This is a genomic window from Dactylosporangium sp. NPDC051541, assembly GCF_044454505.1.
In the GTDB taxonomy this organism is placed as follows: Bacteria; Actinomycetota; Actinomycetes; order Mycobacteriales; family Micromonosporaceae; genus Dactylosporangium.
On the sequence record NZ_JBITDU010000003.1, the window covers coordinates 1,121,060 to 1,147,023 of the forward strand.

The 25,964-nt window shown below is 71.3% G+C and carries 24 protein-coding genes; 15 read left to right on the plus strand and 9 right to left on the minus strand.

Translation table 11 applies throughout. The annotated features are described in order from the left end of the window. Positions 1 to 18 precede the first annotated feature (18 nt). The 3 genes from ACIA8L_RS19335 to ACIA8L_RS19345 form a co-directional block, all read right to left on the minus strand. Entirely contained in the window at positions 19 to 1,026 is a 1,008-nt protein-coding gene (locus ACIA8L_RS19335) for an LLM class flavin-dependent oxidoreductase (RefSeq protein WP_395906165.1), read from the minus strand. A gap of 65 nt (positions 1,027 to 1,091) precedes the next feature. Then, positions 1,092 to 4,856 (minus strand): ABC transporter ATP-binding protein, encoded by a 3,765-nt coding sequence (locus ACIA8L_RS19340; protein ID WP_395906167.1) that lies wholly within the window; start codon positions 4,854 to 4,856, stop codon positions 1,092 to 1,094. Further along, complete coding sequence (locus tag ACIA8L_RS19345) at positions 4,853 to 5,299, minus strand: MarR family transcriptional regulator (RefSeq protein WP_395906169.1); 447 nt, start codon at positions 5,297 to 5,299, stop codon at positions 4,853 to 4,855. Before ACIA8L_RS19345 ends, ACIA8L_RS19340 begins: the two co-directional genes overlap by 4 nt. A 210-nt stretch (positions 5,300 to 5,509) precedes the next feature. On the opposite strand from ACIA8L_RS19345, the gene ACIA8L_RS19350 reads away from it, so the two are divergent. Then, positions 5,510 to 6,421: a sugar phosphate isomerase/epimerase family protein gene (locus ACIA8L_RS19350; protein ID WP_395906171.1), complete on the plus strand. Its 912-nt coding sequence runs from the start codon at positions 5,510 to 5,512 to the stop codon at positions 6,419 to 6,421. Between the two features lie 45 nt (positions 6,422 to 6,466). On the opposite strand, the gene ACIA8L_RS19355 is transcribed toward ACIA8L_RS19350, so the two are convergent. Further along, positions 6,467 to 6,682 carry a hypothetical protein gene (locus ACIA8L_RS19355; protein ID WP_395906173.1) on the minus strand — a complete coding sequence of 72 codons (216 nt, stop codon included), beginning with the start codon at positions 6,680 to 6,682 and terminating at the stop codon, positions 6,467 to 6,469. A 204-nt stretch (positions 6,683 to 6,886) separates the two neighbouring features. Here ACIA8L_RS19355 and ACIA8L_RS19360 point away from each other — a divergent pair, with 204 nt between their 5' ends. The 4 genes from ACIA8L_RS19360 (at position 6,887) to ACIA8L_RS19375 (ending at position 13,436) form a co-directional block, all read left to right on the plus strand. Then, a complete protein-coding gene (locus ACIA8L_RS19360) occupies positions 6,887 to 10,222 on the plus strand; it encodes a hypothetical protein (RefSeq protein WP_395906175.1) in 3,336 nt (1,111 codons plus the stop codon). 77 nt (positions 10,223 to 10,299) lie between these two features. After that, on the plus strand, positions 10,300 to 10,449 hold the full coding sequence (locus tag ACIA8L_RS19365) for a hypothetical protein (RefSeq protein ID WP_395906177.1): 150 nt from the start codon (positions 10,300 to 10,302) through the stop codon (positions 10,447 to 10,449). A gap of 97 nt (positions 10,450 to 10,546) precedes the next feature. Further along, the gene (gene sigJ, locus ACIA8L_RS19370; RefSeq protein WP_395906179.1) at positions 10,547 to 11,392 is read left to right on the plus strand and encodes an RNA polymerase sigma factor SigJ; all 846 of its coding nucleotides are present in this window, start codon (positions 10,547 to 10,549) and stop codon (positions 11,390 to 11,392) included. Further along, on the plus strand, positions 11,382 to 13,436 hold the full coding sequence (locus tag ACIA8L_RS19375) for an MMPL family transporter (RefSeq protein WP_395906181.1): 2,055 nt from the start codon (positions 11,382 to 11,384) through the stop codon (positions 13,434 to 13,436). Before sigJ ends, ACIA8L_RS19375 begins: the two co-directional genes overlap by 11 nt. Here ACIA8L_RS19375 and ACIA8L_RS19380 read toward each other — a convergent pair. After that, positions 13,381 to 14,130, minus strand: a complete 750-nt coding sequence (locus ACIA8L_RS19380) for a class I SAM-dependent methyltransferase (protein WP_395906183.1) — start codon at positions 14,128 to 14,130, stop codon at positions 13,381 to 13,383. The genes ACIA8L_RS19375 and ACIA8L_RS19380 overlap by 56 nt on opposite strands. A gap of 49 nt (positions 14,131 to 14,179) precedes the next feature. Here ACIA8L_RS19380 and ACIA8L_RS19385 point away from each other — a divergent pair, with 49 nt between their 5' ends. After that, the gene (locus tag ACIA8L_RS19385) at positions 14,180 to 14,536 is read left to right on the plus strand and encodes an MmcQ/YjbR family DNA-binding protein (protein ID WP_395906185.1); all 357 of its coding nucleotides are present in this window, start codon (positions 14,180 to 14,182) and stop codon (positions 14,534 to 14,536) included. Here ACIA8L_RS19385 and ACIA8L_RS19390 read toward each other — a convergent pair. Continuing rightward, positions 14,533 to 14,679 (minus strand): hypothetical protein, encoded by a 147-nt coding sequence (locus tag ACIA8L_RS19390; RefSeq protein WP_395906187.1) that lies wholly within the window; start codon positions 14,677 to 14,679, stop codon positions 14,533 to 14,535. The genes ACIA8L_RS19385 and ACIA8L_RS19390 overlap by 4 nt on opposite strands. A 63-nt stretch (positions 14,680 to 14,742) precedes the next feature. Further along, positions 14,743 to 14,964, minus strand: coding sequence for a hypothetical protein (locus ACIA8L_RS19395; protein WP_395906189.1), 222 nt, complete (start codon positions 14,962 to 14,964; stop codon positions 14,743 to 14,745). Positions 14,965 to 15,170: 206 nt separating this feature from the next. Between ACIA8L_RS19395 and ACIA8L_RS19400 the strand changes: the two genes are divergently transcribed. Together ACIA8L_RS19400 and ACIA8L_RS19405 are read left to right on the plus strand one after the other, a co-directional pair. After that, entirely contained in the window at positions 15,171 to 15,602 is a 432-nt protein-coding gene (locus tag ACIA8L_RS19400; protein WP_395906191.1) for an SRPBCC domain-containing protein, read from the plus strand. Positions 15,603 to 15,610: 8 nt separating this feature from the next. Beyond that, positions 15,611 to 15,946 (plus strand): ArsR/SmtB family transcription factor, encoded by a 336-nt coding sequence (locus ACIA8L_RS19405; protein ID WP_395906193.1) that lies wholly within the window; start codon positions 15,611 to 15,613, stop codon positions 15,944 to 15,946. A 15-nt stretch (positions 15,947 to 15,961) separates the two neighbouring features. Here the strand turns inward: ACIA8L_RS19405 and ACIA8L_RS19410 are convergent, their stop codons facing one another. Beyond that, entirely contained in the window at positions 15,962 to 17,302 is a 1,341-nt protein-coding gene (locus ACIA8L_RS19410) for an ABC transporter substrate-binding protein (protein ID WP_395906195.1), read from the minus strand. 156 nt (positions 17,303 to 17,458) lie between these two features. Here ACIA8L_RS19410 and ACIA8L_RS19415 point away from each other — a divergent pair, with 156 nt between their 5' ends. The 7 genes from ACIA8L_RS19415 to ACIA8L_RS19445 all read left to right on the plus strand — a co-directional run bounded on the left by ACIA8L_RS19415 (position 17,459) and on the right by ACIA8L_RS19445 (position 24,462). Beyond that, a complete protein-coding gene (locus ACIA8L_RS19415; RefSeq protein WP_395906197.1) occupies positions 17,459 to 18,862 on the plus strand; it encodes a hypothetical protein in 1,404 nt (467 codons plus the stop codon). Between the two features lie 42 nt (positions 18,863 to 18,904). Further along, the gene (locus ACIA8L_RS19420) at positions 18,905 to 19,378 is read left to right on the plus strand and encodes a hypothetical protein (RefSeq protein ID WP_395906199.1); all 474 of its coding nucleotides are present in this window, start codon (positions 18,905 to 18,907) and stop codon (positions 19,376 to 19,378) included. A gap of 17 nt (positions 19,379 to 19,395) precedes the next feature. Further along, the gene (locus tag ACIA8L_RS19425; RefSeq protein ID WP_395906201.1) at positions 19,396 to 19,833 is read left to right on the plus strand and encodes a helix-turn-helix transcriptional regulator; all 438 of its coding nucleotides are present in this window, start codon (positions 19,396 to 19,398) and stop codon (positions 19,831 to 19,833) included. Positions 19,834 to 19,842: 9 nt separating this feature from the next. Beyond that, positions 19,843 to 20,250, plus strand: a complete 408-nt coding sequence (locus ACIA8L_RS19430) for a VOC family protein (RefSeq protein WP_395906203.1) — start codon at positions 19,843 to 19,845, stop codon at positions 20,248 to 20,250. A gap of 701 nt (positions 20,251 to 20,951) precedes the next feature. Beyond that, entirely contained in the window at positions 20,952 to 21,107 is a 156-nt protein-coding gene (locus ACIA8L_RS19435) for a recombinase family protein (protein ID WP_395906205.1), read from the plus strand. Positions 21,108 to 21,159: 52 nt separating this feature from the next. Next, complete coding sequence (locus ACIA8L_RS19440) at positions 21,160 to 21,540, plus strand: nuclear transport factor 2 family protein (RefSeq protein WP_395906207.1); 381 nt, start codon at positions 21,160 to 21,162, stop codon at positions 21,538 to 21,540. A gap of 87 nt (positions 21,541 to 21,627) precedes the next feature. Then, complete coding sequence (locus tag ACIA8L_RS19445) at positions 21,628 to 24,462, plus strand: BTAD domain-containing putative transcriptional regulator (protein ID WP_395906209.1); 2,835 nt, start codon at positions 21,628 to 21,630, stop codon at positions 24,460 to 24,462. On the opposite strand, the gene ACIA8L_RS19450 is transcribed toward ACIA8L_RS19445, so the two are convergent. Next, positions 24,422 to 25,870: an NCS2 family permease gene (locus tag ACIA8L_RS19450; RefSeq protein ID WP_395906211.1), complete on the minus strand. Its 1,449-nt coding sequence runs from the start codon at positions 25,868 to 25,870 to the stop codon at positions 24,422 to 24,424. The two genes, ACIA8L_RS19445 and ACIA8L_RS19450, sit on opposite strands and share 41 nt — an antisense overlap. Between the last annotated feature and the right edge of the window lie 94 nt (positions 25,871 to 25,964).

A 25,964-nucleotide genomic window follows, 5' to 3' on the forward strand; every position in this document is an offset into this window, starting at 1 on the left:
CCAGGCTAGCGATCGACGTCAAACCGCGGCCGGCTCCCAGCCGAGCGCCGGGGCGACTCGGTGGACGACGCCATGGAGGATCTGCTCGTACTCGTCGATGGTGAACTCGTAGGGCAGCTCCAGCCGCAGCTCGTCGACCTCCCGCACGGCCGCGTCGGCGGTGAGGCGGGCGATGATCTCGTCGCTGGTGCCGATGACGTCCGGCGCGAACAGGGTGCGGCGCTCGCCGTGCGGTTTCGTCGTGCGCTCCTGGCGGGATCGCGCGTATTCGCGGTACCGCTGCCGCGTCTTGGGGTTGGCACTGTCCAGCGGGACGATGATGCGCCCGAGCGCGATCCGGGCCGGTCTCGGCGCGAGCGCCCGGAACTCCTCGATGTGGCGGCGCTGCGCGGTCACGAAGTCGTCGGTCCCCTCGCCGGAGACGATGTTGCCGGCGAGGAAGTTGAGCCCGGCCTGCGCGGCCCAGCGCACCGACGTGAGGCTGCCGCCGCCGTACCAGAGCCGGTCGGCCAGGCCCTTACTGTATGGCTGCAGCCGGGGCCGCTGCACGTTGCCGGGGGAGTGGACGACGGTCTCGGGCCCGCCGATGAACTCGCCGCGCAGGTTGTCCCGCAGCCGCGCGATCCGCCCGTATGACAGGTCGAACTGGCGCCAGTCCCCGTCGAACACGAGATCGCCGATGAGCTCGGCGTGCGGCGGTTTGCCGGCGCTGAACCCGATCTGCAGCCTCCCCCGCGACAGCACATCGGCCAGCGCGAGATCCTCGGCCAGGCGGAACGGGCTCTCGAAGCCGATCGGGATGACGGCCGTGCCGAGCTGCAACCGGGTGGTGCGCTGCCCGGCCGCGGCGAGGAACACGGCCGCGGACCCGACGCCGTGCTCGAGGTGCCGCTGCCGAATCCACCCACCGTCGAACCCGAGCCGCTCGCCGTACTCGAACAGCTGCAGGGTCGCCTCGAGCCCGGAATACGGCTCGTCATCCGCGAAGTTCCCCGGCGTGAGAAACGCCAGCGTCCGTATGCCCACGCCCGGACCTTATCTTACTGTTCCGATGTAATTAATAGTCTATTTCCACGCGATGGCCGCAAGGGTCAGCGGCCGACCAGCTCGAACGCGCGCCACATCCGGGCGTAGCGGCCGTCCGCGGCCAGGAGCTCCTCGTGCCTGCCGGCCTCGGCGATCACGCCCCGGTCCAGGACGTAGATGCGGTCGGCGGTGCGGGCGGTCTGGAGCCGGTGCGCGATCAGCACCGTGGTGCGGTGCGCGGTCAGCCGCCGCATCGCCTCGGCCACCCGCGCCTCGCTGACCAGGTCGAGGTTGGAGGTCGCCTCGTCGAGGAGCAGGATCGCCGGGTCGACGAGCTCGGCCCGGGCCAGGGCCAGCAGCTGCCGCTGGCCGGCCGACAGGTCGCGGCCCCGCTCGGCCAGCGGGTGCAGGTAACCGCCGGGCAGCGTCGCGACGAAGTCGTGGGCGCCGACCGCCCGGGCCGCCGCCTCGACCTCGGCGTCGGTGGCCGCCGGCCGGCCGTAGGCGATGTTGTCCCGGACCGTGCCGCTGAACAGGAACGCCTCCTGGGGCACGTAGCCGAGCTGGGTGCGGAAGCCGTGCGGGTCAAGCGTGCGCAGCTCGTGGCCGTCCATCGTCACCGACCCGGTGTCGGGGTCGTAGAAGCGGGCGAGCAGCTTCATCACCGTCGACTTGCCGGCCCCGGTCTCGCCGACCAGCGCGACCGTCTCGCCCGGCCGGATCGTCAGGTCGATGCCGCGCAGCGCCTCGGGCGCCCGGGCCGCCACGGCGCGTCCGGGGCCGCGGGCATCGGCCGGTCCGCTCGCCGCCTCCCGGCCGGGGCGGGCCCGCACCTGTGGGTAGCGGAAGTGCACGCCCGCCACCGCGGTCGCGCCGCTGAGCCGCCCCGGTGCGACCGGCCGGGCCGGGTCCGGGGTGGCCGGCTCCAGCCGCATCAGCTCGGCGATGCGCTGCACCGAGATCCGCGTCTGCTGCCAGGCGTCGAAGACCTGGGACAGCTGCTGGATGGGGCTGAGGAACATGTCGATGTACAGCAGGAACGCGATCAGGACCCCGGCGGTGAGGTCGCCGCGGGCGATGAGGACCGCGCCGACGCCGAGCACGATCGCGTCGGCGGCGGCCGCGAGGAACTGCACGAACGGGAAGTACAGGGCGATCAGGCGCTGCGCGCGGACCCGCACGTCGAGGTACTGCCGCCCCAGCGCGTGGAAGTGCCGGGACGTCTCCGCCGCCCGGACGAACGCCTGAGCCTCGCGGACACCGGAGAGGTTCTCCTGGAAGTCGGCGTTGACGACGGCGATCCGGTCGCGGGCGATGTCGTAGAGGCGCGCGGAGACCCGCCGGAACAGTGCGGTGACGAGCGCCAGCGGGACGATCACGGTCAGCGTGAGCAGGCCGAGCTCGGGGTCGACGACGACCAGCGCGACCCCGACCCCGGCGAACGTGGCCAGCGAGACCACGGCGTTGAGCAGGCCGTTCTCGATCAGCGACTCGAACTGGTCGACGTCGGTGGTCATCCGCGTCATGATCCGGCCGGCCATCTCGCGCTCGTAGTAGTCGAGCGAGAGCCGCTGCAGCTGGGCCCAGATCCGCACCCGCAGCGACAGCATGATCCGCTCGGCGGCCCGGCCGGTCACGAACGTCTCGGCGATCTGGTCGGCGTAGGCGGCCGCGGTGATGGCCAGGAACACCGCCGTCGCCCAGAACAGCACCGAGCGGGAGCCGTGCAGGACGCCGTCGTCGAGGCCGATCCGGACCAGGATCGGGCCGGCCAGCCCGATCAGCGCGTCCAGCACGACCAGGACCAGGCCGGTGAGCAGCGGGCGGCGGAACGCGCGCAGCAGGGTGCGCAGGGTGAACTGCCGGTCCCGCCGCGACTCGGTGGCGACGTCGACGGTGACGTGGTCCCGCACCGGGGGCAGGGCCGCGACCCGGGCCAGCAGCTCCGGGGTCGGCGCGAGCGCGAGCCGCCAGCCGCCGCCCCCGCCGGGAATGCCGGCCCCGAGGCTGGGCCCGCCGAAGGCGACGCTGCGGACCGGGCCGTCGCGCTGGACGGGCGGCTCCCAGGCGGCGGCGGTCAGCCGCTCGATGTGGTCACCGGCGCCGCCGCGGGCGTCCTCTTCCAGCCCGGACAGCAGCGCCCGGTAGTGGGCATTGCGGGTGAGCAGGGCCTCGTGGGTGTCGAGGTCGGTGATCCGCCCGTCGACCATGACGGCGACCCGGTCGGCCAGGCGCAGCGTGGAGAGCCGGTGCGCGATCAGCAGCGTCGTGCGCCCCTGCAGCACCCCGCGCAGGGCGTCGTGGATCGCCTCCTCCGTGCGGGCGTCGACGGCGCTGGTGGCGTCGTCGAGGATGAGCACGGCCGGGTCGGTGAGGATGGCCCGGGCCAGGGCGATGCGCTGGCGCTGCCCGCCGGACAGGGTCAGGCCGCGCTCGCCGATCTGCGTGTCGTAGCCGTCCGGGAGGCCGGTGATGAACTCGTGCGCCCGCGCCGAGCGGGCCGCCGCCTCGATCTGCTCCGGGGTCGCGTCGGGGCGGCCGTAGGCGATGTTCACCCGGACCGAGTCGGAGAACAGGAAGCTGTCCTCGAAGGCGACCCCGACGTGGCGGCGCAGCCCGGCGAGGGCGAGGTCGCGCAGGTCGTGGCCGTCGAGCCGGACCGACCCGGCGGTGGGGTCGTGGAACCGGGACACCAGCGACACGAGGGTGGACTTGCCGCTGCCGCTGGTGCCGACGACGGCGATCCGCTCGCCCGGGGCGACCCGCAGGTCGACGCCGCGCAATATCTCGGTGTCGCCGTAGCCGAAGTGGACGTCGTCGAAGACGATCTCGCCGCGCGGTGCGGACGGCAGCTCGACCGGCTGGGGGCGGTCCGCGATCGCCGGCGCCTGATCCAGCAGCTGGAAGATCCGCTCGACGCCGGCCCGGGCCTGCTGGGCGACGGTGAGGAAGTTGGCCAGCGTGCGCGCGGGCGCGGCGAACTGCGCCACGTAGGTGGAGAACGCGAGGAAGGTGCCGATCGAGATCGACCCGCGCAGGGTCATCCAGCCGCCCAGGCCGAGGATCGCCACCTGGGCCAGGCCCGGCACCGACTTCATCAACGGCTGGAACCGGGCCTGCAGCCGCACGGCCCGCATCCGGGCGCCGTAGAGCGTCTCCGCGGCGGTGACCACCCGCCGCAGCTCGCGCCCCTCCTGGCCGAACGCCTTGACCACGCGGACGCCGTTGACGGTCTCGTCGACGATCTGGGCCACGTCGCCCTCGCGCTGCTGGCCCTCCCACGACGCCGGGAAGACCGTCGTGCGCATCCGGTAGGAGATCAGGAACAGCGTGGGCAGCACCGCCACCGCGACCAGTGCCAGCAGCGGCGACAGCCAGATCATGACGCCCAGCGAGATGAGCATCAGCAGCACGTTGTTGCTCATCATCGGCACGAACTGCAGCAGCGCCTGCACGAGCGTGGAGTCGGAGTTGGCCCTGGCGACCAGCTGGCCGGTCGGCATCCGGGCCAGACCGGCCTGGTCCATCCCGAGCAGGTGGTCGTGCATCCGGTTGCGCAGGTCGTACTGCACGCCGAGGGACAGCACCCCGCTGTAGTAGCGGCGCAGGTAGGCCATCGCGAACGTCACCAGCGCGGCCGCGACGAGCAGGAGCAGCCACGGCCACAGCGGGCCGGTCCGCGCGACGATGACCCGGTCGACGATGTGCCGGGCCACCAGCGGCACCATCGCCTGGGTGGTGCTGCCGAACACGGCGCCGGCCAGGGCCAGCAGCAGCGGCCCCCGATGGCCCCGGACGAACCCGGCCAGGCGGCGCACCCAGCCGGTCACGCCGGCCGCCGCGGGTGCTTGCCGGTGTGCCGCTCGGCCGCGATCCCGTCGAGGGCCGGCCCGAGGGCGGCCAGCGCGGCGAGCACCGGCCCCGGCTCGGCCGTGCGCGCGACGACCGCCGCCAGCTCGGCCGCGGCCGCCGCCTCGGCCCGTTCGAGCAGCTCCCGGCCGGCCGCGGTCAGCTCCAGCGCGCTGCCCCGCAGGTCGCCGGCGACGGCCGAGCGGGCGAGCAGCCCCCGCCCGGTGAGGGAGTCGACGGCGGCGCTGACCGCCGACCGGCCCAGGGCGAGGCGCTCGGCGAGGCGGCTGGCGCGCTGGTCGCCGGCGGCCACGGCCGAGAGGACCCGGTAGTGCGCCAGGCTCAGCTCGCCGGTGGCCCGCTCGAGGAGCCGGGCCAGGCGGGCGACCGCGCGCAGCGCTTCCCGGTCGGCGGAGGTGGGCATGGGGCAAGACTAGCGACTTGTTCGAGAGTTGAACAATTAGCCGGGCTAAGCACATCGGGGGTCGGCCTTCCCGCCCGAGCGCCGCGACGCCGGGGGCCACAGCGCGTTCGGGTCCTGAGACCGCGCGGGTCGTCGGGGGTACCCCCGCCGAAGTTTTGATTTTTTGAGCAAAAGTTCCGTTGATCTCGACTAATCTATAGGTTGAGATGTATGGAACTTCTCTCCCGCCGTAACGTCCTCGGGGCCGCCGCCGGGGCCGCCACACTCGCCACCGTCGGGGCCGCCGCCCCGGCCTCGGCCCACGAAGATTCCCGCGCTGCGCTGCACCGGGTCCCGCGCGAACGGATCAGCGTCCAGCTGTACACGCTGCGCGACCAGCTCAACGTCGACCTCGCCGGCAGCCTGGCCACGCTCGCCCGGATCGGCTACACGCGCATCGAACACGCCGGCTTCGTCGGCCGCACCGCCACCCAGTTTCGCGCCGCCCTCGACGCCGCCGGCATCAAAGCCACCTCCGGCCACGTCGCCATCCCCCAGCCGTTCGACGCCAACGTCTGGGAGCAGGCCCTGCACGACGCGAACGTGGTCGGCAACACGTACATCGTCCACCCGTTCTTCGGCGTCGACGCGGCGGGCCAACCGATCCGCGACGGCAACGTGTATCGCGCCATGGCCCGCGACCTGAACCGCGCCGGCACCCTGGCCCGCCGGGCCGGCATCGACTTCGGCTACCACAACCACAACCTGGAGTTCACCCGCCAGGACGGCGGCAGCCGCACCGGCTACGACATCCTGACCGCCGAGACCGACCCGCGCCTGGTCCACCTGGAGGTCGACCTGTTCTGGGCCTGGGTCGGCGCGCAGGACCCGGTCGATCTGATCGCGAAGCACCGCGGCCGCATCCGCCAGGTCCACGTGAAAGATCTGAACACGGCGCGCAGCTTCGAGGACGCGGGCTCGGGCCTGATCGACTTCGGCCGCATCTTCCAGCACGCCCGCGAGGCCGGCATCGCCGAGTTCATCATCGAACGCGACGACGCCGGCACCCCGCCCCGGACACCGGCCGACGCTCTGACGACCGCTCGCAACGGCTTCCAGTACCTGGACACGCTTCGCTTCTAGGAAGGCGCGTAGGCGGGCGGCCCCGCGAGCCGCCCGCCCACCCGGTCAGTTGCCGGGTCCCGAGTTTCGGGGACCGGTGGCATAGGTCGTGATTGTGATGAGGAGCTGCACCGCGGCGGCGAACCCGCCGAAGCCCGCGATGACGGCGAGCGCCGGATGGAGCCCCGCCACGTAGGTGAGCAGGCCGCCACCTGTGCCAATGATTACGCTCGCCAGCAATACACAGGTCAGCCATAGACCGCGAACGACCGATGTACCCACGAATTCGTCCCTCCCGACTGGATCGCTGCACTGGTGTTGGTGGCGATGTCACCGGATCATCCGACCAACGACCAGCCGATTGGACACATTGGACACATTGGTCGAACTGCGGGTTGACCTGCTGGTGTGGTCGCCCAGCACCGGCCGCGGACCGCCGGTAATGTCTCGCCGATAGCTGTGGCCGTCAGGCGAACGGAGAGACAGGTGCCGATCAGGAAAACGAGTCGCGGGCCGGCACCCGACCCGGCCTCGGCCGCCACCCGAGAGGAGTTCGCGTCACGGCTACGCGATCTGCTGCCCTGGTCCGGGCAGTCGGCTCGCGAGGTCGCCCAACGGGCCGGCAAAACCGGCAATCAGATCTCTCCAACGACGGTAACAAATCTGATCAACGGCAAGACGAAGCCGACCGAGCGCGCCATGATCGCAGTCCTGGTCGGATGCGATCTGTCATCCGAAGAGCAACAGCCGTGGATCAACAGGCACCGCGAGATCTTCCAGCGACCGCCCACCCAGCGAACTGCGACCACAGCATTCTGGGAGCTGGTACGCCCGGCCCCAGAGCAGTATGCGGCGCTGACCGAGCTTTGGGGGCGCGCGGCGAACGCGCTTTCGCCGGCCGCAGCTGAACACGCCGACCGTGTGCTCGGGATCGCCGAGCGCCTGCTGGCACCGTGGATTTCTGATGTCACCGCCGCTGAAGCCGCCCTATTGCTGCTGGCTGCCCGCTTCCACGGGATCGGGGAAAATCTTGGGGGCTACCTGCACCGCCTGCCGCCGGGGCGGCTCGACTGGCACGGAGTTCCGCTGCTCAAACCGCTCCTTACGCTCGGCGGAGCCGTCGACCGGCCGGCGGTCGAGCTTCGCGGACCGGAATTCGACGCCGTGCCGGGCCTCGAGGCGGACCTCCGGTTCTGTGCCATCGCGCTCCGTGTCGCCGAGCTCTTCGACGTGGCAGACGGCCGCATCGGCACCCACAAGGGCCTGCCGTTACCGCCGACCATGCCGAGGGGCCGGATCAACATTGGCGGTCTGTTCATCCCTGACGATCGTCCGCCGGCGTACCCCATATCGCTCATCTCCCGACCCGATCATCCGAGCGCAGAACATGCCCTTCGCGAGTACCTCGCCGCCGTCGACCGCGAATTGCTGCAGTGCCAGGCGATCCGGCTCGACCCGCGGCGCGAAGAACAGATCGCCCTGCCCGGCAAGGCGGCCACCGACCGGATCCATCCGGCCGGGTACAAGTACGGCGAGTTCCGCTTCGAGCTGGACCGGGCGGCCATCCTGGAGCTGTTCATGGGCGAGCAGCTCTACGACGATCCGCATACTTTCCTCCGCGAGCTGCTCCAGAACGCCTTCGACGCGGTCCGGCTGCGCCACTACCTGCACGGCCCCGACCCGGAGCACCGCGTCTCGATCACCTGCTGGCGGGACGAGACCGGCTACCTGTGGGTGCGCGTCGACGACCAGGGAATCGGCATGGACGAGCACGCTCTGCAGGCATACTTCCTGCGGGTCGGCCGATCCTACTACCGATCACCGGAGTTCGACGCCGACCTGGTCACACGCGGTCGCGATCCCGGCGGCTACACGCCGATCAGCCGCTTCGGGATCGGGGTGCTCGCATGTTTCATCGTCGCGGACGCGGTGGAGGTCAGCACCCGCCGTCTGTACGCGACGGGCACTCCGGGACTGCCGTTACGCCTGTCACTGCGCCGTGATGAGGACTTCTACGTTCTGCGCGAAGCGGAAATGCCCACGGATCCGATGCCCGCGCGGGACCCGGAGCGTGCCGAGGAATACCGGTCCGAGTGCGGGACCAGCATCGCGGTCCGAATCAACCCGCTGCGGGCACATGTGAGCGAGGCGAGCGTCGCGCAAGCCCTCGACCGTTATCTGTTCTGCCCGCCGGTGCCGGTCACCCTCAACGAGGTCGCGGCCGGCCGCATTACGAGCGAGTTCGTCGAGCGCCCTTGGATCGACGGCATCCACGACGTGGAGGTCCCTCTTCGCTATCGCTTTTCGGACTATCACCAGTTGCCCTACCTTGGACCGTTGCGCGTCGCCGTCGTCCCACTCGATCTGACGCGGCACTCGCCGACTCCGGAGTTACGGGGTCAAATCGTCGGCTTCCATGCCCATGCCGGCGAGGACACAGACGTAGCTGATCTTTTGGACGGCTACGAGATCGAGGAAGACAGTGACGAGCTCGCAGCCGCCCGCGAGGTGCTACGGTCGGCGGTCACCGATATCAAATTCAGCACATCGTGGAAATATGACAACCTCCAGATCCAAGTGGTGCAAGTCATCGATCCAAGCTCGGCCGACCGCGCTATCGAGATACTCGGATCCGGTCTGCCGATTCAGACCGATACGAATCGAAGGGCATCACGCCCCTTGCAAATTCGCAGTCGAACGACGGCTTTTTCACGGCAGACCTTGCTCGAGGAGTTGCTTGATCGGCGAATTCATGCTCCGTGGCGGGACGACGAGGTCTACGAGTATCAGTGGAGGTCCGACTTCACGGTCAGTTGGGAGGCGTTGCCCCAGCAGTGTCGCCCATCCAATATTCCGCACAACTCCGCCTGGCTCGGGCACAACGGAGTTGCTATGCCAATGGAGCTGGCGGAAGCGGCGCGCCCACATTCGGACGCAAGAAAGTTTGACCTGAATTCCGGTGAAGCACTGCTCGGAAGAATCGCACTCACCGACACGCTACGTCCCGACGTCTCGGCGTCTCGAAATCAAGTACGATCAGTACCGTTTTCGGTGCACTCAGCATTGCACCTGGCGGTTAGGCGGGCCGCCTCATCGTGGCCGCCGGGACCTTTCGCCGATTTTGCGGACAGCCTTGCCCGGCAGCGGCTGATCACCGTTCCTCCAGCTGGCGTCCTTACCGCTCGAGCAGTACAGGATCCGTTGGTCGACAATGGCGCGTGGGATACGCAGAACATTCTTTCCGACGGCTCCAGTATTGCAGGCCTGCGCCAACGCTTCAGAAACGGCGACACGGTTGAGGCCAAATTTAACAGACCGACCGCCTGGGCATCAACGTACAATGGCCGCCGAGCACCAATCGAGTTTCACTCGATAATTCAGAGTTTACTGCTGCACGCCCGCTTGCAGATTGCCATCCCACCGAGCACTACAGATGACGGCCAGGAGGACGACAGCGACGGCTTCGGGGCGTACTCTGCGGTCCTGATCGGCTTGACTCCGGCAGCGCGACCGGCGGGACTGGACATCTTTCCCCCGTTGCTGTTCTTGCCGTACGTCGACGGACAGCAATTGATCCGGCGCAACAACAATCCGTGGAACTCGGGCCATCCCGTGATCGCGTGGATCATCAACCATGCGGACGAACTCATGGCGGATCTTCCCGCCGCGTACGACCGTATCCGCAACGCCCTTGAGCTCCCACTCAGGCCGCGACACAGGGAGATACTGACGAGAGCACCCATCCAGGAACTGGCCGAGGTGCTCGCGATGATCGCCCGTGTGCGACCGGACCTGGCTCCTCCCGACCTCGACCCCGTGTGAGTCGCGGACGCCGCGGGCCGGCGGTGCTCGCGGCAGTTCGGCATAATCTCGCTGCGGACTTCCCGGGCTCGCTCAGCGTGGTGCTGGCTGGGCTCGACTTCGAGACGTACGCCGAGCGCACCGGCAAGGGCCTGGTCGTGGTCGAGCGCTTCACCGGCCGGGGCCTGATGGCCGGGGGCCTCGATCGGATTCGCGCGACCGGCGTGGGGTACCCCCGCCGCCGTTGAGCCGTGATCGTGAGAGGCCGGTCACACTCCACCGGCGGGGCGTCACACTTCCTGGGCCGGGCCGCTCTCAGGGGGCAACCGTCACTGGAGGTCACCGATGTCAGACGAGTTCAGCGACCATCGCGAGCTGTTGTTCTCGGTCGTGTACAACATCCTCGGCACCGTCGCCGACACCGAGGACGTGCTGCAGGAGACGTGGCTCGCCTGGACCCGCCGCGCCGGGGAGCCGGTGGAGAACCCGCGGGCCTACCTGGTGCGGATGGCGGTCAACCGGGCTCTGGGGCAGCGGGCCGCCATCAGCAAGCGCCAGGAGACCTATATCGGCCCGTGGCTGCCGGAGCCGATCGTCGACGCCCCGGACGCCGCCGTGCGGGCCGAGTCGGTGTCGATGGCGCTGCTGGTCGTGCTGGAGACGCTGACACCCGTGGAGCGCGCGGTGTTCGTGCTGCACGAGGTGTTCGGGTATCCGCACACCGAGATCGCCGAGATCCTCGACCGTACCGCCGCGTCCGTGCGGCAGGTCGCGCACCGGGCCCGGGAGCACGTCCAGGCCCGCCGGCCCCGGTACGAGCCCGACCCGCGGGTGCAGCAGCAGGTGACCGAGCGGTTCCTGGCCGCCGCGCTCGGTGGTGACCTCGACCGGCTCATGGAGATCCTCGCGCCGGACGTGACCCTGTGGGGCGACAGCGGCGGGCAGAGCAACGGCGGGCGGCGCCCGATGCGGGGCCGCGACAAGGTGGCCAAGCTCATCACCGCGCTCGCGCACCGGCCGGGCGACGGTCTGCGGATCGCCTACCGCCGGGTGAACGGCTCCCCGTCGGCGCTGCTGCTCGTCGGCGGCACGCCCTACGCCGTCGTCGTGCTCGACCTGACCCCGGAGCGGGACCAGGTGGCCGGCGTCTACGTGGTCGCGAACTCGGAGAAGCTGACCCATGTGGGCTGAGTTCGTGGCCGGGCGGCGGACGAAGTGGGTCGTCATCGCCGTGTGGGTGCTGCTGCTGATTCCCGCGGCCATGTTCGCCGGGCGCCTCGGCGACGCGGAGCAGAACGACAACGCCGCCTGGCTGCCGGCCGACGCCGAGTCGACCGCGGTCGTCGAGCGGGCCATGCGGTTCCAGCCGGCCGATACGGTGCCCGCGATCGTCGTCTACGACCGCCCCGGCGGCGTGACCGACGCCGATTTCGCGAAGGCGCGGGCCGACGCCGAGACCTTTCACAACCTCGAAGGCGTCGTGGGTACTGTCCAGGGCCCCGTCAGATCCGAGGACGGCGCCGCGATCCAGACCGTGGTCCAGGTGCGCAAGGACCAGACCGGCTGGGAGGGCCTCGGCCGGATCGTCGACGGGCTCACCGCCGTCGGTCAGACCGACGCCGACGGCCTCGCCTTCCACGTCGCCGGGCCGGCCGGCTACGCGTCGGACTCCATCCACGCCTTCAGCGAGGCCGGCGGCCTGACGACGATCACCGCGCTCGTCGTGGTGGCGATATTGCTGCTGACGTACCGAAGCCCGCTCTTGCCGCTGTTGCCCTTGCTCACCGCGGGCGGCGCCCTGGCCGCCGCCGAGGCACTGATCTATCTCCTGGCCCGCCACGCCGGGCTGACCGTGAACAAGCAGACCAGCTTCATCCTGGTGGTCCTCGTGTTCGGCGCCGCCACCGACTACGCGCTGCTGCTCGTCGCTCGCTATCGGGAGGAGCTCGGCCGCCACGATGACCGGCACGCGGCCATGGCGGAGGCGCTGCGCCGATCGAGCCCGGCGATCGTGGCGAGCGCGGCCACGGTCGCGGTGAGCCTGCTGCTGCTGATGCTGGCGTCGCTCAACTCGACCGCGGGGATGGGCCCGGCGTGCGCGATCGGCGTGCTCGTCGGCCTGGTCGCCATGCTCACGCTCATGCCGGCGCTGCTTGTCGCATGTGGACGGTGGATCTTCTGGCCGTCGTTCCAGACTCGTGGAGGCGCCTTCTGGTCGCGGATCGGGGCCGACATCGCCCGCCGCCCGCGCGCGGTCTGGATCGGCACCGCGCTCGGGCTCGGCGCGCTCAGCCTGGGCCTGCTGGGCCTGCGGGCCGACGGCTTGTCCAATGTGGACCAATTCACCGGGCGGACGCAGCTGGCCGCGGCCGAGGAGCTCCAGGCGAAGCACTTCCCGGCCGGGGCCGGCGACCCCGTCTACGTCGTGGCCCGCGCGGACGCGGCCGAGCGGGTGCGTTCGGCGGTCGCCGCCGTGCCCGGGATCGCCGCGGTCGCGCCGCCGGTCGTGAAGGACGGCGACGCGCTGCTGCTCGCCGAGCTGGCCGACCCGCCGGGCAGCACGGCCGCGATGCACACCGTCGAGCGCGTCCGGGCCGCCGTACACGGCACCGCGCAGGTCGGCGGGTCCACGGCCGTCACGCTCGACACGCAGGCGGCGGCGGCCCGGGACTCCCGCCTCATCATCCCGATCGTCCTCGCCGTGGTGCTGCTCATCCTGGCCCTGCTGCTACGCGCGGTCGTGGCCCCGCTGCTGCTGATGGCGACGGTCGTGCTGTCGTTCGGCGCCGCCCTCGGCGTCAGCAGCCTGGTCTTCAACCACGTGTTCGGCTTCGCCGGCGCCGAGGCGTCGTTCCCGCTGCTGGTGTTCGTGTTCCTGGTCGCCCTGGGCATCGACTACAACATCTTCCTGGTGACCCGGGTCCGTGAGGACTCGCGGCGGCACGGCACCCGCCGGGGCGCGCTGACCGGCCTGGCCGCGACCGGCGGGGTCATCACGTCGGCCGGTCTGGTCCTGGCCGGGACGTTCGCTGCGATGGCGTCGCTGCCGCTGGTGTTCGCGGCCGAGCTGGGCTTCGCGGTGGCGTTCGGGGTGCTCCTGGACACGCTGATCGTCCGCTCGGTCCTGGTCACCGCGCTGACGCTGGACGTGGGCCGGTGGATGTGGTGGCCGGCGGCGGCTACGGCTTGCGAAACACCAGCAGCTCGTTCGTCTCGTACTGCGGTCCTTCGGTGAGCGTCGGCCGGGCCCGCGCGATCCGGTCGAACCCGGCGGTGATGGTCTCCTCGGCCATGAGCTCGAAGACGGAGACGGCCCGCAGCCGCAGCCGCTCGTAGTCCGCGTCCAGACTCGCCGCCCGCAGCCAGGTCACCGGCTCGCGGGCGGCGAGCGTCCAGCCCCCGGCGGTGAAGTCGCCCTCCACCTCGGCCCGGTTCCGGAACTGCGCCCGGTCCGCCTCCAGCCACTCCGGCACGACCCGGAACCACCACGTGTCCGGCATCCGGTCGGCGTGGTTCACCTGCACGAACAGCGTCCCGCCGGGCTTCACCACCCGCCACAGCTCGCGCACGGCCGCTTCCCGGTCCCGGACGTGATGCCAGACAAAAAACAACAAAGCGGCGTCGACGGTACTGTCCGCAAGCGCGATCTGCTCAGCCGATCCCGGTTGGTAGGTGACGGCCGGATGCGCGACCGCCCGCTCCCGCATCCGGTCCGACGGCTCCACGCCGTAGACGGGCCCGCCGAAGCGCTCGGCCAACGCCGGTGTCAGCCGCCCGGTCCCCGACCCGAGGTCGAGCCAGGCCAGCGGCCGCGCCGCCGGCAGGTGCCGGGCGAACGCGGCCATCCAGGTGTTCAGGGCCTCCGCGGCCATCTCCCGCCCCGTGGCGTACACCTCGTGCAGGCGCGCGTCGTAGTCGACCTTCTCCATGCGATCAGCGTAGGCCGGGACGGGTGCGATTCTGGTCTAAGGTGTCGACATGGCCGACGCCGACGATGTGCGCCGCCTCGCCCTGGCCCTGCCGCACGTGGCCGAGATCGAGAGCGAGGGCTTCGACTTCCGGGTCGGCAACAAGGGCTTCATCTGGTCCTACCCAGAACGCGAACCCGGCCACAAACGAGTGATCCGCACCGACATAGCCGTCCTCTACGTCGGCGACGAGGCGGAAAAACAGGCCTTGCTCCTCGGCGAGCCGGACAAGTTCTTCACCACCCCGGCCTACGACGGCCTCCCATACGTGATGCTCCGCCTGCCGGCGGTGGACCGGTCCCGCCTGGCCGAGCTCGTGGCCGACGCCTGGGACATGCGCGCCCCCGACGACCTCAAACTGTCCTAATCCCGGATGATCGGTGGCCCACCCGGGCACATGCGCAGCGGCACCGCGTTGACCGCACCGCCGTCGTCCGGGCCGCCGAACGCGGCCGCTCCCGCTCCCAGCAGGCCGGCCAGGAGCCCGGCGAGCATCAGCAATCGCACCATCGTCATACCCCCGGCGGCGTTCCAGCCGGTTCCATGACGGATGTCCTCCGGACGGATGCGCGCTCAAGGCCGGCGGCGGGCGGAGCGGAGCGGGACCGAGGCATTGACGGCCAGGGCGCGGATGCGGGCCAGGACGGCGGCGACGAAGGGTTCGGTGGTGAAGTCCCAGAGGCCGCCGTTGCAGTAGTGCCGGCGTTGCTCGAAGAACAGGCGGGCGCGCAGGACGTCCAGGTCTTCGGGGAGGGCGTCGCTGCGTTCCCAGGCGGTTCGGACCCACGCCACCATCGGGCCCCAGCCGGAACTCGAACCGGCCCCGCGTGTCGGGGAGCGGGAACACGATCCGCGGCTCGTCGAGTTCGAGCAGCACCTCGAGCTCGGGCAGGCGGAGTGCGTGTTCGGCGGTCATCGTCCCGCCCCGCCCTTGACGCAATCCGGCGGTTGCAATAGATTCCATAGCAACTGATTGGTTGCTACTGGTTCCGGAGGTTGTCATGGGGTTTCCTGATCGCATCGAGCGGACCGTCGAGCTGGCCCACCCGCCGGCGAAGGTGTGGGCGGCGCTCACCACCGCCGAGGGGCTCGGCACCTGGTTCGGCAACGGGGCCACCGTCGACCTGCGCGAAGGCGGGGCGGCCAAGCTCACCTGGGACAGCGGCGACCAGGCCACGCTGCACATCGAGCGGGTCGACGAGCCGTCGCTGTTCGCGTTCACGTGGGGGATCAACGGGCTCGCGGCCGAGGACCCGCGCCGGACGTACGTCGAGTTCTCGCTCGAGCCGGCCGGGGGCGGGACGCGGCTGCGGATGGTCGAGTCCGGCTTCGCGCAGCTGCCCGAGGATGCGTACCGTAAGGCTTTCGAGAGCAACACCGGTGGCTGGAAGCACGAGTTGGGTGAACTGGTCGAGTACCTTGACGCAGCCTGAGCACGACGATGCCCGCTGAGGACCGGGAAGCGGTCGCCGAGCAGGTCTTCGTCGCCCTGGCCGACCCGTCGCGGCGCGGCATTCTCGCCGCGCTCGCGCAAGGGGGGCCGGCCACGGCGACGGACCTGGCCGAGCGGCTGCCCATCACCCGGCAGGCGATCGCCAAGCACCTCGCCCTGCTCGCCGAGGCCGGCCTGGTCACGGCCGAGCCGGGGGAGCGGCGCCGGGTCCGCTACCGGCTCAGCTCCGCCCCCATGCGTGTCGCCCAGCAGTTCCTGGCCGCCCTCGCCCGGGACTGGGACGGCCGCCTCGACGCCCTCGCCGAGCACCTGGGCAAAACCTAGCCGGCGAGCGAACAGCTAACCGGCGAGGGACTCCGAGGTGCCGACCTTGCGGGCGGCGAGGGCCTTCACGATTGCCGCGGTCTCGTCGTAGCCGAGGATCAGCACGCCGTCGGGGTTGCTCTGGCGGACCCGGGCCGCGATGGCGGCGAAGTCCTCGGTCGCCGTCGGGTAGGTGATCAGGTCGACCGCCGAGTCCGTCATCCCGGCCGTGACCAGGTCGGCCTTGACGTTCTTCTGCAGGCCGAGGCCGTAGGCGTCCTCGCGGGCCACGATCGTCACCCGGTGCGGGCCGTTGCGCATGATCACGTCGGCCAGGGCGCGGGCCTGCAGCGTGTCCGGCGGGGCGGTGCGGAAGAACAGGCCGTTGTCGGGGACCGACGTCAGCTCGTCCGACGTCGACGACGGCGAGATCAGGATCCGGCCGGCCGCGGCCACCTTCGGGATCATCGCCTTGGTGACGCTCGACGACGACGCGCCGATGATGACCTGGACGCCCAGGCCGACGAACCGCTCGACGGTGGCCGCGGCGACCTTCTCGTCGGTGCCGTCGTCGCCGTCGACCCACTCGACGGGCTGGTCGATGACGCCGCCGGCCGCGTTGAGCTCGGCCACGGCCAGGCGGGCCCCGGCGAAGCGGGGTGCGCTGCGGAACGCCAGCCGGCCCGTGTGCGGCATCAGCCCGCCGACCTTCAGCGGGAGGATCTTCTTCTTCGCGTTCCCGGTCGGGTACGCGGTGTAGGGCGGCGGCGGCACCTGTGACGCGGCCGCGGCGTCACCCGCGCCGACGTACTCGGTCAGGTTGTCGTTGACGGTGTTGCCCCGGCCGAAGTGCAGCGTGCCGTAGGAGGCCGAGGAGGGATCGCCGGCCTCGGTGAAGCCGCTGCGGCGCATCGACACCCCCCGGTAGGCGAAGTCCTTGCCGGCCTTGGCCAGGGCCAGGCAGTCGGCGGCGCTGCCGCAGGCGGTGCCGGAGTTGGAGACGCCCGACATGTACTTCGCGATCGCCGGCGCGTCCGTCGAGCGCGCCGACTCGGCGGCCAGCCCCGCGAGCATGACGGCGTCGTAGGCCTCGGCCGCGTACCCGTAGTCGGCCAGCGCCGGGTCGACCCCGCGCAGCCGCTCCTTGAACGACTCCGGCAGCTCCAGCAGCGGCGCGGTGCCGAGCATCCCGGACAGGATCGCGGGCGCGTCGGCCAGCTTGTCCTTGAGCGAGTTCGACATGTTGGCGTCGGACCCGTACAGATGCACGACCAGCGGCTGCGCGTCGTCGCCCCCGTCGGCCGCCGTCGCGCCGCACCCGCCCGTGATGGCCACCACACTCACCAGCGCGACGAGCATCGATGCCTTGCGTCCCACGAACCCTGCCTCCCCGTGAACGACCCCGAGGACCGTAAGCGCCGCCGCCCATCCGCGCCCAGTACGCGTGCCGGACTTTGAGGAAAACTTGCGACATCCCAGGGAACGGGATGGAACGCGCCCTTTGCGTCACGTTGCGTAGGAGGGAAGCACCGCATGTCGCTGTCGGCCGCGAAGAGCCGGGTCCTGCAGGCCCGCACCCAGATCGAGACGGGCCGCCTCGATGACGTCGAGCCGACCCTGGCCGCCGCGGAGACCTTCCTCGCCGCCATCGACCCCCTGGACGCCGCGCAGGCCCCCGCCGTGATCGCGCAGATCGCCGAGATCCGCGCCGAGATGGCCGGTGTCCTCCTGCCCGACGACGACGTCGTGGCGGCGCTCGGGGCCGGGGGTGTGGCCGAGTACCACGCCAAGGTCGACGCGCTCGACGCCCGGCGGCGGGCCGCGCTCACCGCCGCGGCCCTCGAACGGGCCCGGCCCCTCGCCGCCGGCCTCGAGGTGCTCCTGGCCGAAGGGCTGCCGACCGGGTGGGACGGCAATACCGTGGACCGGTCGACGGCGCAGATGTGGTCGCTGGTGTCCCGGGCCCGGCAGGCCCTCGACACCGTCGAGGACAGCGACGCCGAGGTCGACGCCGTGCGGGTCCGCGTGGACGCGGGCGAGGCGGCGATCGGCCCGCTCGTCGAGGACTGGCGGGGGCGGGCGCGGGCACAGGCAGTACACCTGGAATGGTCTGTGCTCCTGGATGGTGTGGCCGACTGGGCGGACGAGACCGACAGCGTCGCGGACCACCCGCTCGAAGAGCCCCGCCTGCCCAAGACCCGGGAGGCGGTGCAGCGCCTGCGGCATTTCGTGCGGGCCGATCCCGGTGCGGACGCCGCGGCCGTCTGGGCTGTGCATCGTGAGGCGGAGGAGGTCTTCGAGCGGGCCGGGGCGAAGCTCGACGCCGCGTTCAACGCGATGCTCGACGACGCCGACACCCGCCCGGTGCCGTTGCGCGGGCCGGATCTGGACCGGCCGCGGCATCTGGCCACCGCGGCGCGGTACACCTTCGGGGGCACCCGCTTCCTGGCGGCCAACGTGGCCCGGTGCGAGGCGCTGCACGAGCGGTGGCAGGCCGAGGTCACCGCGGTCATGGCCGCGCGGCAGTCGCTGTGGGACCGGTTGGCGGCGGCCGCGTCGGAGGCCTGGCCCTCGATCGTCGACAAGCACGCTCCGGGCCCGTTTTCGACCGAGCCGGGCGCGGTGGTACTGCTCGATCGGGTCCACAACCGCGCCGGCTGGGAGTACGCCGGGGACGTGCACCCATTCGTGCTCCGGTACGACGGCGTGGTGCTGGCCGGCGACTACGAACCGCACGTGCTCGCGGCCCTGGAGCACGCCTGGTTCGAGCTCAAGCTCGACGTCAACGACCGCATCCCGTGGTCGGTGATCGCCGTCGTCGAGGGCCCCGGGACGGTGGGGGAGCGGACCGTGCGGTTCGGGCGGGAGGAGTGGCCGCCGATTCCGTGCGTGCGGCTGCGGATCGTCGCCCTGCACGCGGGGCCCGTCGTGGCATGAATCGGGGATTTCCGGTGCCGAGGCAAAGGCCAGGCTTGTCGCATGGCGTACGCATACCAGCCCCAGCAGGCATACCACCCGTACCGCTCGACGGCTCCGATCTCGCTGCACGTCGTGGCGATCTTCCAGTACCTGGGTGGGGTGCTGCTGCTCGGCGCGGCCGCCCTCATGGCCCTCGCGGCCGCCCGGGTCGGCCCGGCCGTGGAACTGCCCACCGGCAACGGGATGTTCACCGCCCGGACCTTCACCACGGCGGGCTACGTCGTCGCCGGCACCGTGGCCCTGTTCGGCCTGATCGCGCTGGTCCTCGGGCGCAAGCTGCAGAACGGCCGCAACTGGGTCCGGGTCCTGCTGACGCTGCTCAACGGCCTGAGCGTGGCCGGCGGCGTCTACCAGGGGTACATCACCGGCGCCCCCTACGCCGCGACGCTGGTCTCGGTCGCGTTCCCGCTGCTGTTCGTGATCCTGCTCAACACCCGGGCGGCTCGCGGCTGGTGCCACTACCGCCACTACTGACCTGGCATTGTGGAGGGGTGAACGCCTCGACCGACCCCCGGCTGCGCGAACTCCAGCTGCTGCGCCGCGTCCGCGACCGCATCGACCGTGACTACGCGCAGCCGCTCGACGTCCCGGCCCTGGCCAACGGGGTCCACCTGTCGGCCGGCCACCTGAGCCGCGCGTTCAAGGCCGCCTACGGCGAGTCACCGTACAGCTACCTCATGACCCGCCGCATCGAGCGCGCGATGACCCTCCTGCGCCGCGGCGACCTGTCCGTCACCGACGTCTGCTTCGCCGTGGGCTGCTCGTCACTCGGCACGTTCAGCACCCGCTTCTCCGAACTCGTCGGCATGTCCCCGAGCACCTACCGCCGCCGCGCCGCCGAGGACGCCCGCGGCATCCCCCACTGCGTCGCCAAGCAGATCATGCGACCGATCAGGAATCGAGAAGTGACACCCGCCGGGCCCGTCTAGTTTGGTGGCATGGGTGTATTCATTCAGAGCACGCTGCTGCCGGCCGACGACCCCGAGGCGTCCCTGGCCTTCTACCGCGACGCCCTGGGCTTCGAGGTCCGCCTGGACGTCGGCCGGGGCACGATGCGCTGGATCACGCTGGGCCCGAAGGACCAGCCGCAGACCTCGATCGTGCTGTACCCGCCGGCGATCGAACCGGGCCTCACCGACGAGGAGCGCCGCACCATCTTCGAGCTCATGGCCAAGGGCAGCTACGCCACCATCATCCTGAGCACCGAGGATCTGGCCGCCACCTTCGAACGGGTCCAGGCAACGGGCGCCGACGTGGTCCAGGAGCCGGCCGACCAGGACTACGGCGTCCGCGACTGCGCCTTCCGCGACCCGGCCGGCAACCTGGTCCGCATCAACCAGCTCTAAGCTCGCCCGGCGCCGCCGCCCCGGCGCACGACAAATTTACGGAACACGCCCGGCGCCGACTATGCCTTCCTGGACGACGCCTATCGCTCGATTATGGTTCTCCGGCGGCCCCGGAGAACCACTGGCGAGTGGCGGAAGCTCCGGCGTGACGTTCGCGCCCGGAGCCGGGCGGCACTTCGCCGAGTCGTCGACGCCGCGGCGGCGGGCGCGCGGGCCGCCCGGGAGGCGCGTGGCCAGCTGACGGGGGCGCTGACGGCCCGCCCCGCATGCTCGCCGACAGCATCCGCCGCCGGGGTCTGGCCCGCCGGCAGTTGAGCGGTGACCTCTTCGACGCGGAGCCGCCGATCGTCAATGTCTCGTCGTCGCCCCGCAAGCTTCGTGGCCCCAATCCCACAGGTCGACTCCGTCTCGTCGTCCGCCTGCGGGAACAGCCCTCCTAGCGATCAACGCGGCTGGGCTCCCGCGCTGTCTGGGAGTGTCGAGTGTCAAATCTGTCGCCAACTGACCTGCCCGATCCCGGCGCCGCTGGTGTGGGCCGTCGCGGGCCTGGTCGCCCCGCTCGCGCTGTGCGTCGTGCCGTTGCTCTTCTGCGCCGTATTCGGCCGGGGTCGTGTGGTCCGCAATGCCAACCGGCAGCTCGACCGCCTCTTCGGCCTGTTCCACGCGTTGATCGAGTGTTTCCGGCGCCCGGGCGGCCCGCGATGACGGCGGGGCGGCCTCGGCTCTGCCCCGACGACACGCTGCTGCTCGTCGTCCAGCTCGTCGCGGCCGGTTGGTCGTATCGCGCCATCTGCGAGACGCTCAACACGGCCGGGGAGCCAACCCCGTCGGGCCGGTCGCGCTGGTACCCGTCCTAGCCAGCGGGCGGGCGGGCGGGGACGTGGCACCGCTGTGGATAGACTGGAAAAAGTGACGCTTTCGCATCTGGAGATCTTTCAGCGGTACATGTTCACCGGCGCGGTTTCGCGCGACGCCGACGGGCAGGCGCAGCTGTTCACCGAGGACGGCGTGTATGAGGCGCCCCTTGACAACCTTCGCCTCGAGGGGCGGGCTGCGCTCAAAGCCGGGTTCGCCGAGCTGCACGCCCGCACCCCGGCGCCTGACGGGGCGTTGAACCCGGGCGCGTCGCGGCAGGTGGTTCACGCCACCGACGATCCGGACGTGTTCATCGTCGAGCTCGACGCCGTGTTCGACCGGGCCGACGAGACTTCGCACACCGTGTCGCTCGTGCAGATTTTCCGGGTTCGCGACGGGCAGATCCGGCAGCTCCGGGACTACTTCAAGGCGTGAGCAGGGCGCGCCGGGGTCACGGACGGTGAGCTGCGACGACAACAATCGGCCTGGAAAGTGACGCTGCGTTGCGGTAGACACTCGTCCATGAAGTTCGGTCTGCTGGGGCCCCTGGAGATCGTCACCGATGACGGCACGGTGGCCGACCTGCCGGGCCGCAAGCGCCGGGTCCTCGCCGCCGTCCTCGCCGCCCAGGCCAACCGGCCCGTCTCCGTCGACGTGCTGGCCGAGGCGCTGTGGGGGGCGGCGGCGACCCGGCAGGCCGAGGCCAGCCTGCGGGTCCACGTCCACCACCTGCGCCGGGCCCTGGGCGGGGAGCGGATCGACCGGCGGCCCGAGGGCTACGTGCTGGCCCTGCGGCCGGGCGAGCTCGACTCCGAACGGTTCCGGGCGCTGCTCGCCGACGGGGACCGGGCCGCCCTGGCCGACGACCCGGCGCGGGCCGGGCGGCTCCTCGGCGACGCCCTGGCCCTGTGGCGGGGGCCGGCGCTGGCCGGGCTCGACGGCGTGCCCGTGCTCGCGGCCGAGGTGGCCCGCCTCGAGGAGCTGCGGCTGCAGGCCCTGGAGCGGCGCTTCGACGCCGAACTGGCGCTGGGCCGGGCCGGCGGCGTCGTGGCCGAGCTGCGGGCGCTGACCGGGCGGCACCCGCTGCGGGAGACGTTCCGGGGGCAGCTGATGCGGGCCCTGATCGGCACCGGGCGCGGCGCCGAGGCCCTGGCCGTGTTCGAGGAGACCCGCCGGGTCCTCGCCGACGAGCTGGGCCTCGACCCGAGCCCGCCGCTGCGTGACCTGCACCTGTCCGTGTTGCGCGACGAGCCCGTCCCGCGGCCGCCGGCGGTTCCGGCGGTGCGGACAGCGGCGGCGGTACCGCGCCAGCTGCCCAGCTCCGCCGCCGGTTTCACGGGCCGGACCGCCTGGCTGGCCCGGCTCGACCCGCTCGTCCCGGCCGACGCCGGCGGGGCGGTGCCGATCGCGGCCGTCAGCGGTGGCGGCGGCATCGGCAAGACCATGCTGGCGCTGCACTGGGCGCATCGGGTCCGCGACCGGTTCCCCGGCGGGCAGCTCTACGCCGACCTGCGGGGGTTCGACCCGGTCGCGCCGCCCGCGAGCCCGTTCGACGTGCTCCGCGAGTTCCTCGACGGGCTCGGCCTGCCGCCGGAGCGGGTGCCGGCCGGGGCCGAGGCCCGGGTCAGCGTCTACCGGACCCTCCTGGCCGACCGGCGCGTCCTCATCGTCCTGGACAACGCCCGCGACGCCGAGCAGGTCCGCCCGCTGCTGCCCGGCCCGGGCCGCTGCTGCGTCGTCGTCACCAGCCGCAACCAGCTGCTCGGCCTGGTCGCGACCGCGGGCGCCCGGCCGATGCCGCTCGACCTGTTCTCGCCGGCCGAGGCCCGGGACCTGCTGGTCCAGCGGGTCGGCGGGGACCGGATCGACGGCGAGCCGGACGCCGTCGCCCGAATCCTCGAGCACTGCGCCGGGCTGCCCCTGGCCCTGTCGATAGTGGCGGCCCGGCTGGCCGCCAACCCGCGGCTGTCCCCGGCCGCCGTCGCCGCCGAGCTGCAGCGCACCGACCAGCGCCTGGACCCGTTCACCGGCGACGACGCCAGCACCGACGTGCGGGCCGTGTTCTCGTGGTCGTACCGCATTCTCGACCCGGCCGCGGCCCGCGTGTTCCGCCTCCTCGGCCTGCTCGACGCCGGCCCCGACATCGGCCGGGCCGCCGTCGCCGCCCTGGCCGGCCTGGCCCCGGCCGCGGTCCGGCCGCTGCTGGCCCAGCTCGTGCAGGGGCACCTGCTGGGCGAGCCGGCCCCGGGCCGCTACGCGTTCCACGACCTGCTGCGGGCCTACGCGGCGGAGCTGGCGACGGTCACCGACACCGTGCAGGAGCGGGATGCGGCGCTGCGCCGGCTGTTCGACCACTATCTGAGCGTCGCCAACGCGGCCGCGGTCGTCCTCGGGTATCCGCTGACCGACCTCGCCACCACGCCGACGACCCGGCCGGGGCCGTCACCGATCACGTTCGCCGACTGCGACGCGGCCCTCGAATGGCTCACCGCGGAGCGGGCCGCCCTCATCGCCGCCATCGGGCAGGCCGGCCCGGGCGGATTTCCCGCGCACGCCTGGCAGATCGCGCGGACGCTGCAGGGGTACCTCGTCTCGCAGGGGCACTGGCACGACCAGCTGCGAACCCAGCAGGTCGCCCTCGAAGCGGCCAACCGGGAGCGGCACCAGGCGGCCCGGGCCGCCGCGCACCGGGCGATCGCCTACGCCCGCCTGCTCCTCGACGACCACGAAGGGGCCGAGGACCACCTCCTGCGGGCCCGGCACCTGTACCACCGCATCGGCGACCGGGTCCAGGAGGCGCAGACCTACAACAACATCACCGTCATCTACGCCAAGACCGGCCGCACACGGGAGGCGATCGAGCACGCGCGGCTGGCGCTGACACTGTTCCGGGCGCTCGGGCAGGTCCGCGGCCAGGTCCTGGCCCTGTCCAGCCTCACGTTCAACCTCAACGTGGCCGGCGACCGCCGGCAGGCCCTCGAGTGCGGCCGGCAGGCCCTGGAGCTGCAGCGCCGGACCGGGGTCTGGCAGCGGGAACCGGCGCTGCTGAACAACCTGGCCCACGTACACCTGGAGCTCGGTGATTGGAATGTGGCCCAGGAGTATCTCCGGCTCGGCATCGAACTGGCACTGCGGGCCGGCAGCCGGCACCTCGCGGCGGGGATGCTGGCCCGCCTCGGCGACGCCCACCGGGCGGCGGGCGAGGCCGAGGCGGCCGAGGCGGCGTGGGAACGCGGCCGGACGATCGCGGAGACGTTCGACTCGCTGCCCCGCCAGGACGGTTACGACGCCGTCCTCGGCCTGCAGCACGACCGGCTCAGAGCACCGACTCGATCGGACCACGCAGGAAGTAGATGAGGAACAGCACGGCCACCCCATAAAGCAGCGGGTGTACCTCCCGTGCCTTCCCGCCCACGAGCTTGACCACCACATAGGAGATGATCCCGGCGCCGATGCCGTTGGAGATCGAATACGTGAAGGGCATGATCACGATGGTGAGGAACGCCGGGAGCGCGATGTCGTAGTCGGACCAGTCGATGGTCCGCACGGCCGTCATCATGAGGAACCCGACGACCACCAGCGCCACGGACGCGGCCTCGAACGGCACCACCGTCACCAGCGGCGCGAAGAACATCGCCAGCAGGAACAGTACCCCCGTCACCAAAGAGGCCACGCCCGTCCGGGCTCCTTCGGCCACACCGGACGCACTTTCGATGTAGCTGGTGTTGCTCGACGTGCTGGCCGCACCACCGGCCGCGGCCGCGAGCGAGTCGACGAGCAGGATCTCCCGGGTCTTGGGCGGCATGTTGTTCTCGTCGAGCATGTCGCCTTCCTGCGCCACCGCCACCATCGTGCCCATGGTGTCGAAGAAGTCGGTGATGAGCAGTGTGAAGACGAACATCAGCGGCACCAGTACTCCGGCCGCCTGCCACGAGTGCAAAACGTTGAAGTGCCCGAGCAGCGAGAAGTCCGGCTTGTCGACGACCTTGTCCGGCAGGGTCGGCACGTTGAGGCTCCACCCCTTCGGGTTCGGCTTGCCGTCGACGAACGAGGGCCCCACCTTGGCGACGGCCTCGATGACGATCGCGAGGACGGTCGAGGCGAGGATGCCGATGAGGATCGCCCCGCGCACCTTCCGCACGACCAGCACGACCGTGAGCAGCAGCCCGACCCCGAACGCGAGCGCGGGCCAGCTGACCAGCTTCCCGCCGATCCCCAGCCCGACCGGCACGGTGGTTCCGGCGGCGTCCGGCACCCGCCGCACGAACCCGGAGTCGACGAACCCGATCAGGGCCAGGAACAGCCCGATGCCGACGCCGATGGCCGTTTTCAATTGGGTGGGTACAGCCCTGAAGACCGCCGTCCGCAGCCCCGTCAGCACGAGGATCGTGATGAGCACGCCCTCGATGACGACCAGGCCCATGGCGTCGGCCCAGGTCATCTGGGGCGCGATCTCGAACGCGACGAGCGCGTTGACCCCGAGCCCGGCCGCGAGGGCGAGCGGGAACCGGGCGACGACACCCATGAGGATCGTCATGACACCCGCGACGAGGGCCGTGCCGGAGGCGAGCGCGGTGATCGCGAGCTTCGCCCCGTCCTTGTCGACGCCGCTGGACAGGATGAGCGGGTTGAGCACCACGATGTAGGCCATCGTGAAGAACGTCGCGAGCCCGCCCCGGACCTCCCGGCTCACCGTCGACCCGCGCGCGGTGATAGCGAAGAACCGATCGAAGCGGCTCTGGGTGGCGACGGTATCGCCGGCCATGAAACCTCCAGGTAGACCGATGTTTGACGGGGATACTCCCATCTCGATCACCACCGCTGAAGACCCGCTGTGAAACGATCTGGTAAACCGCGCG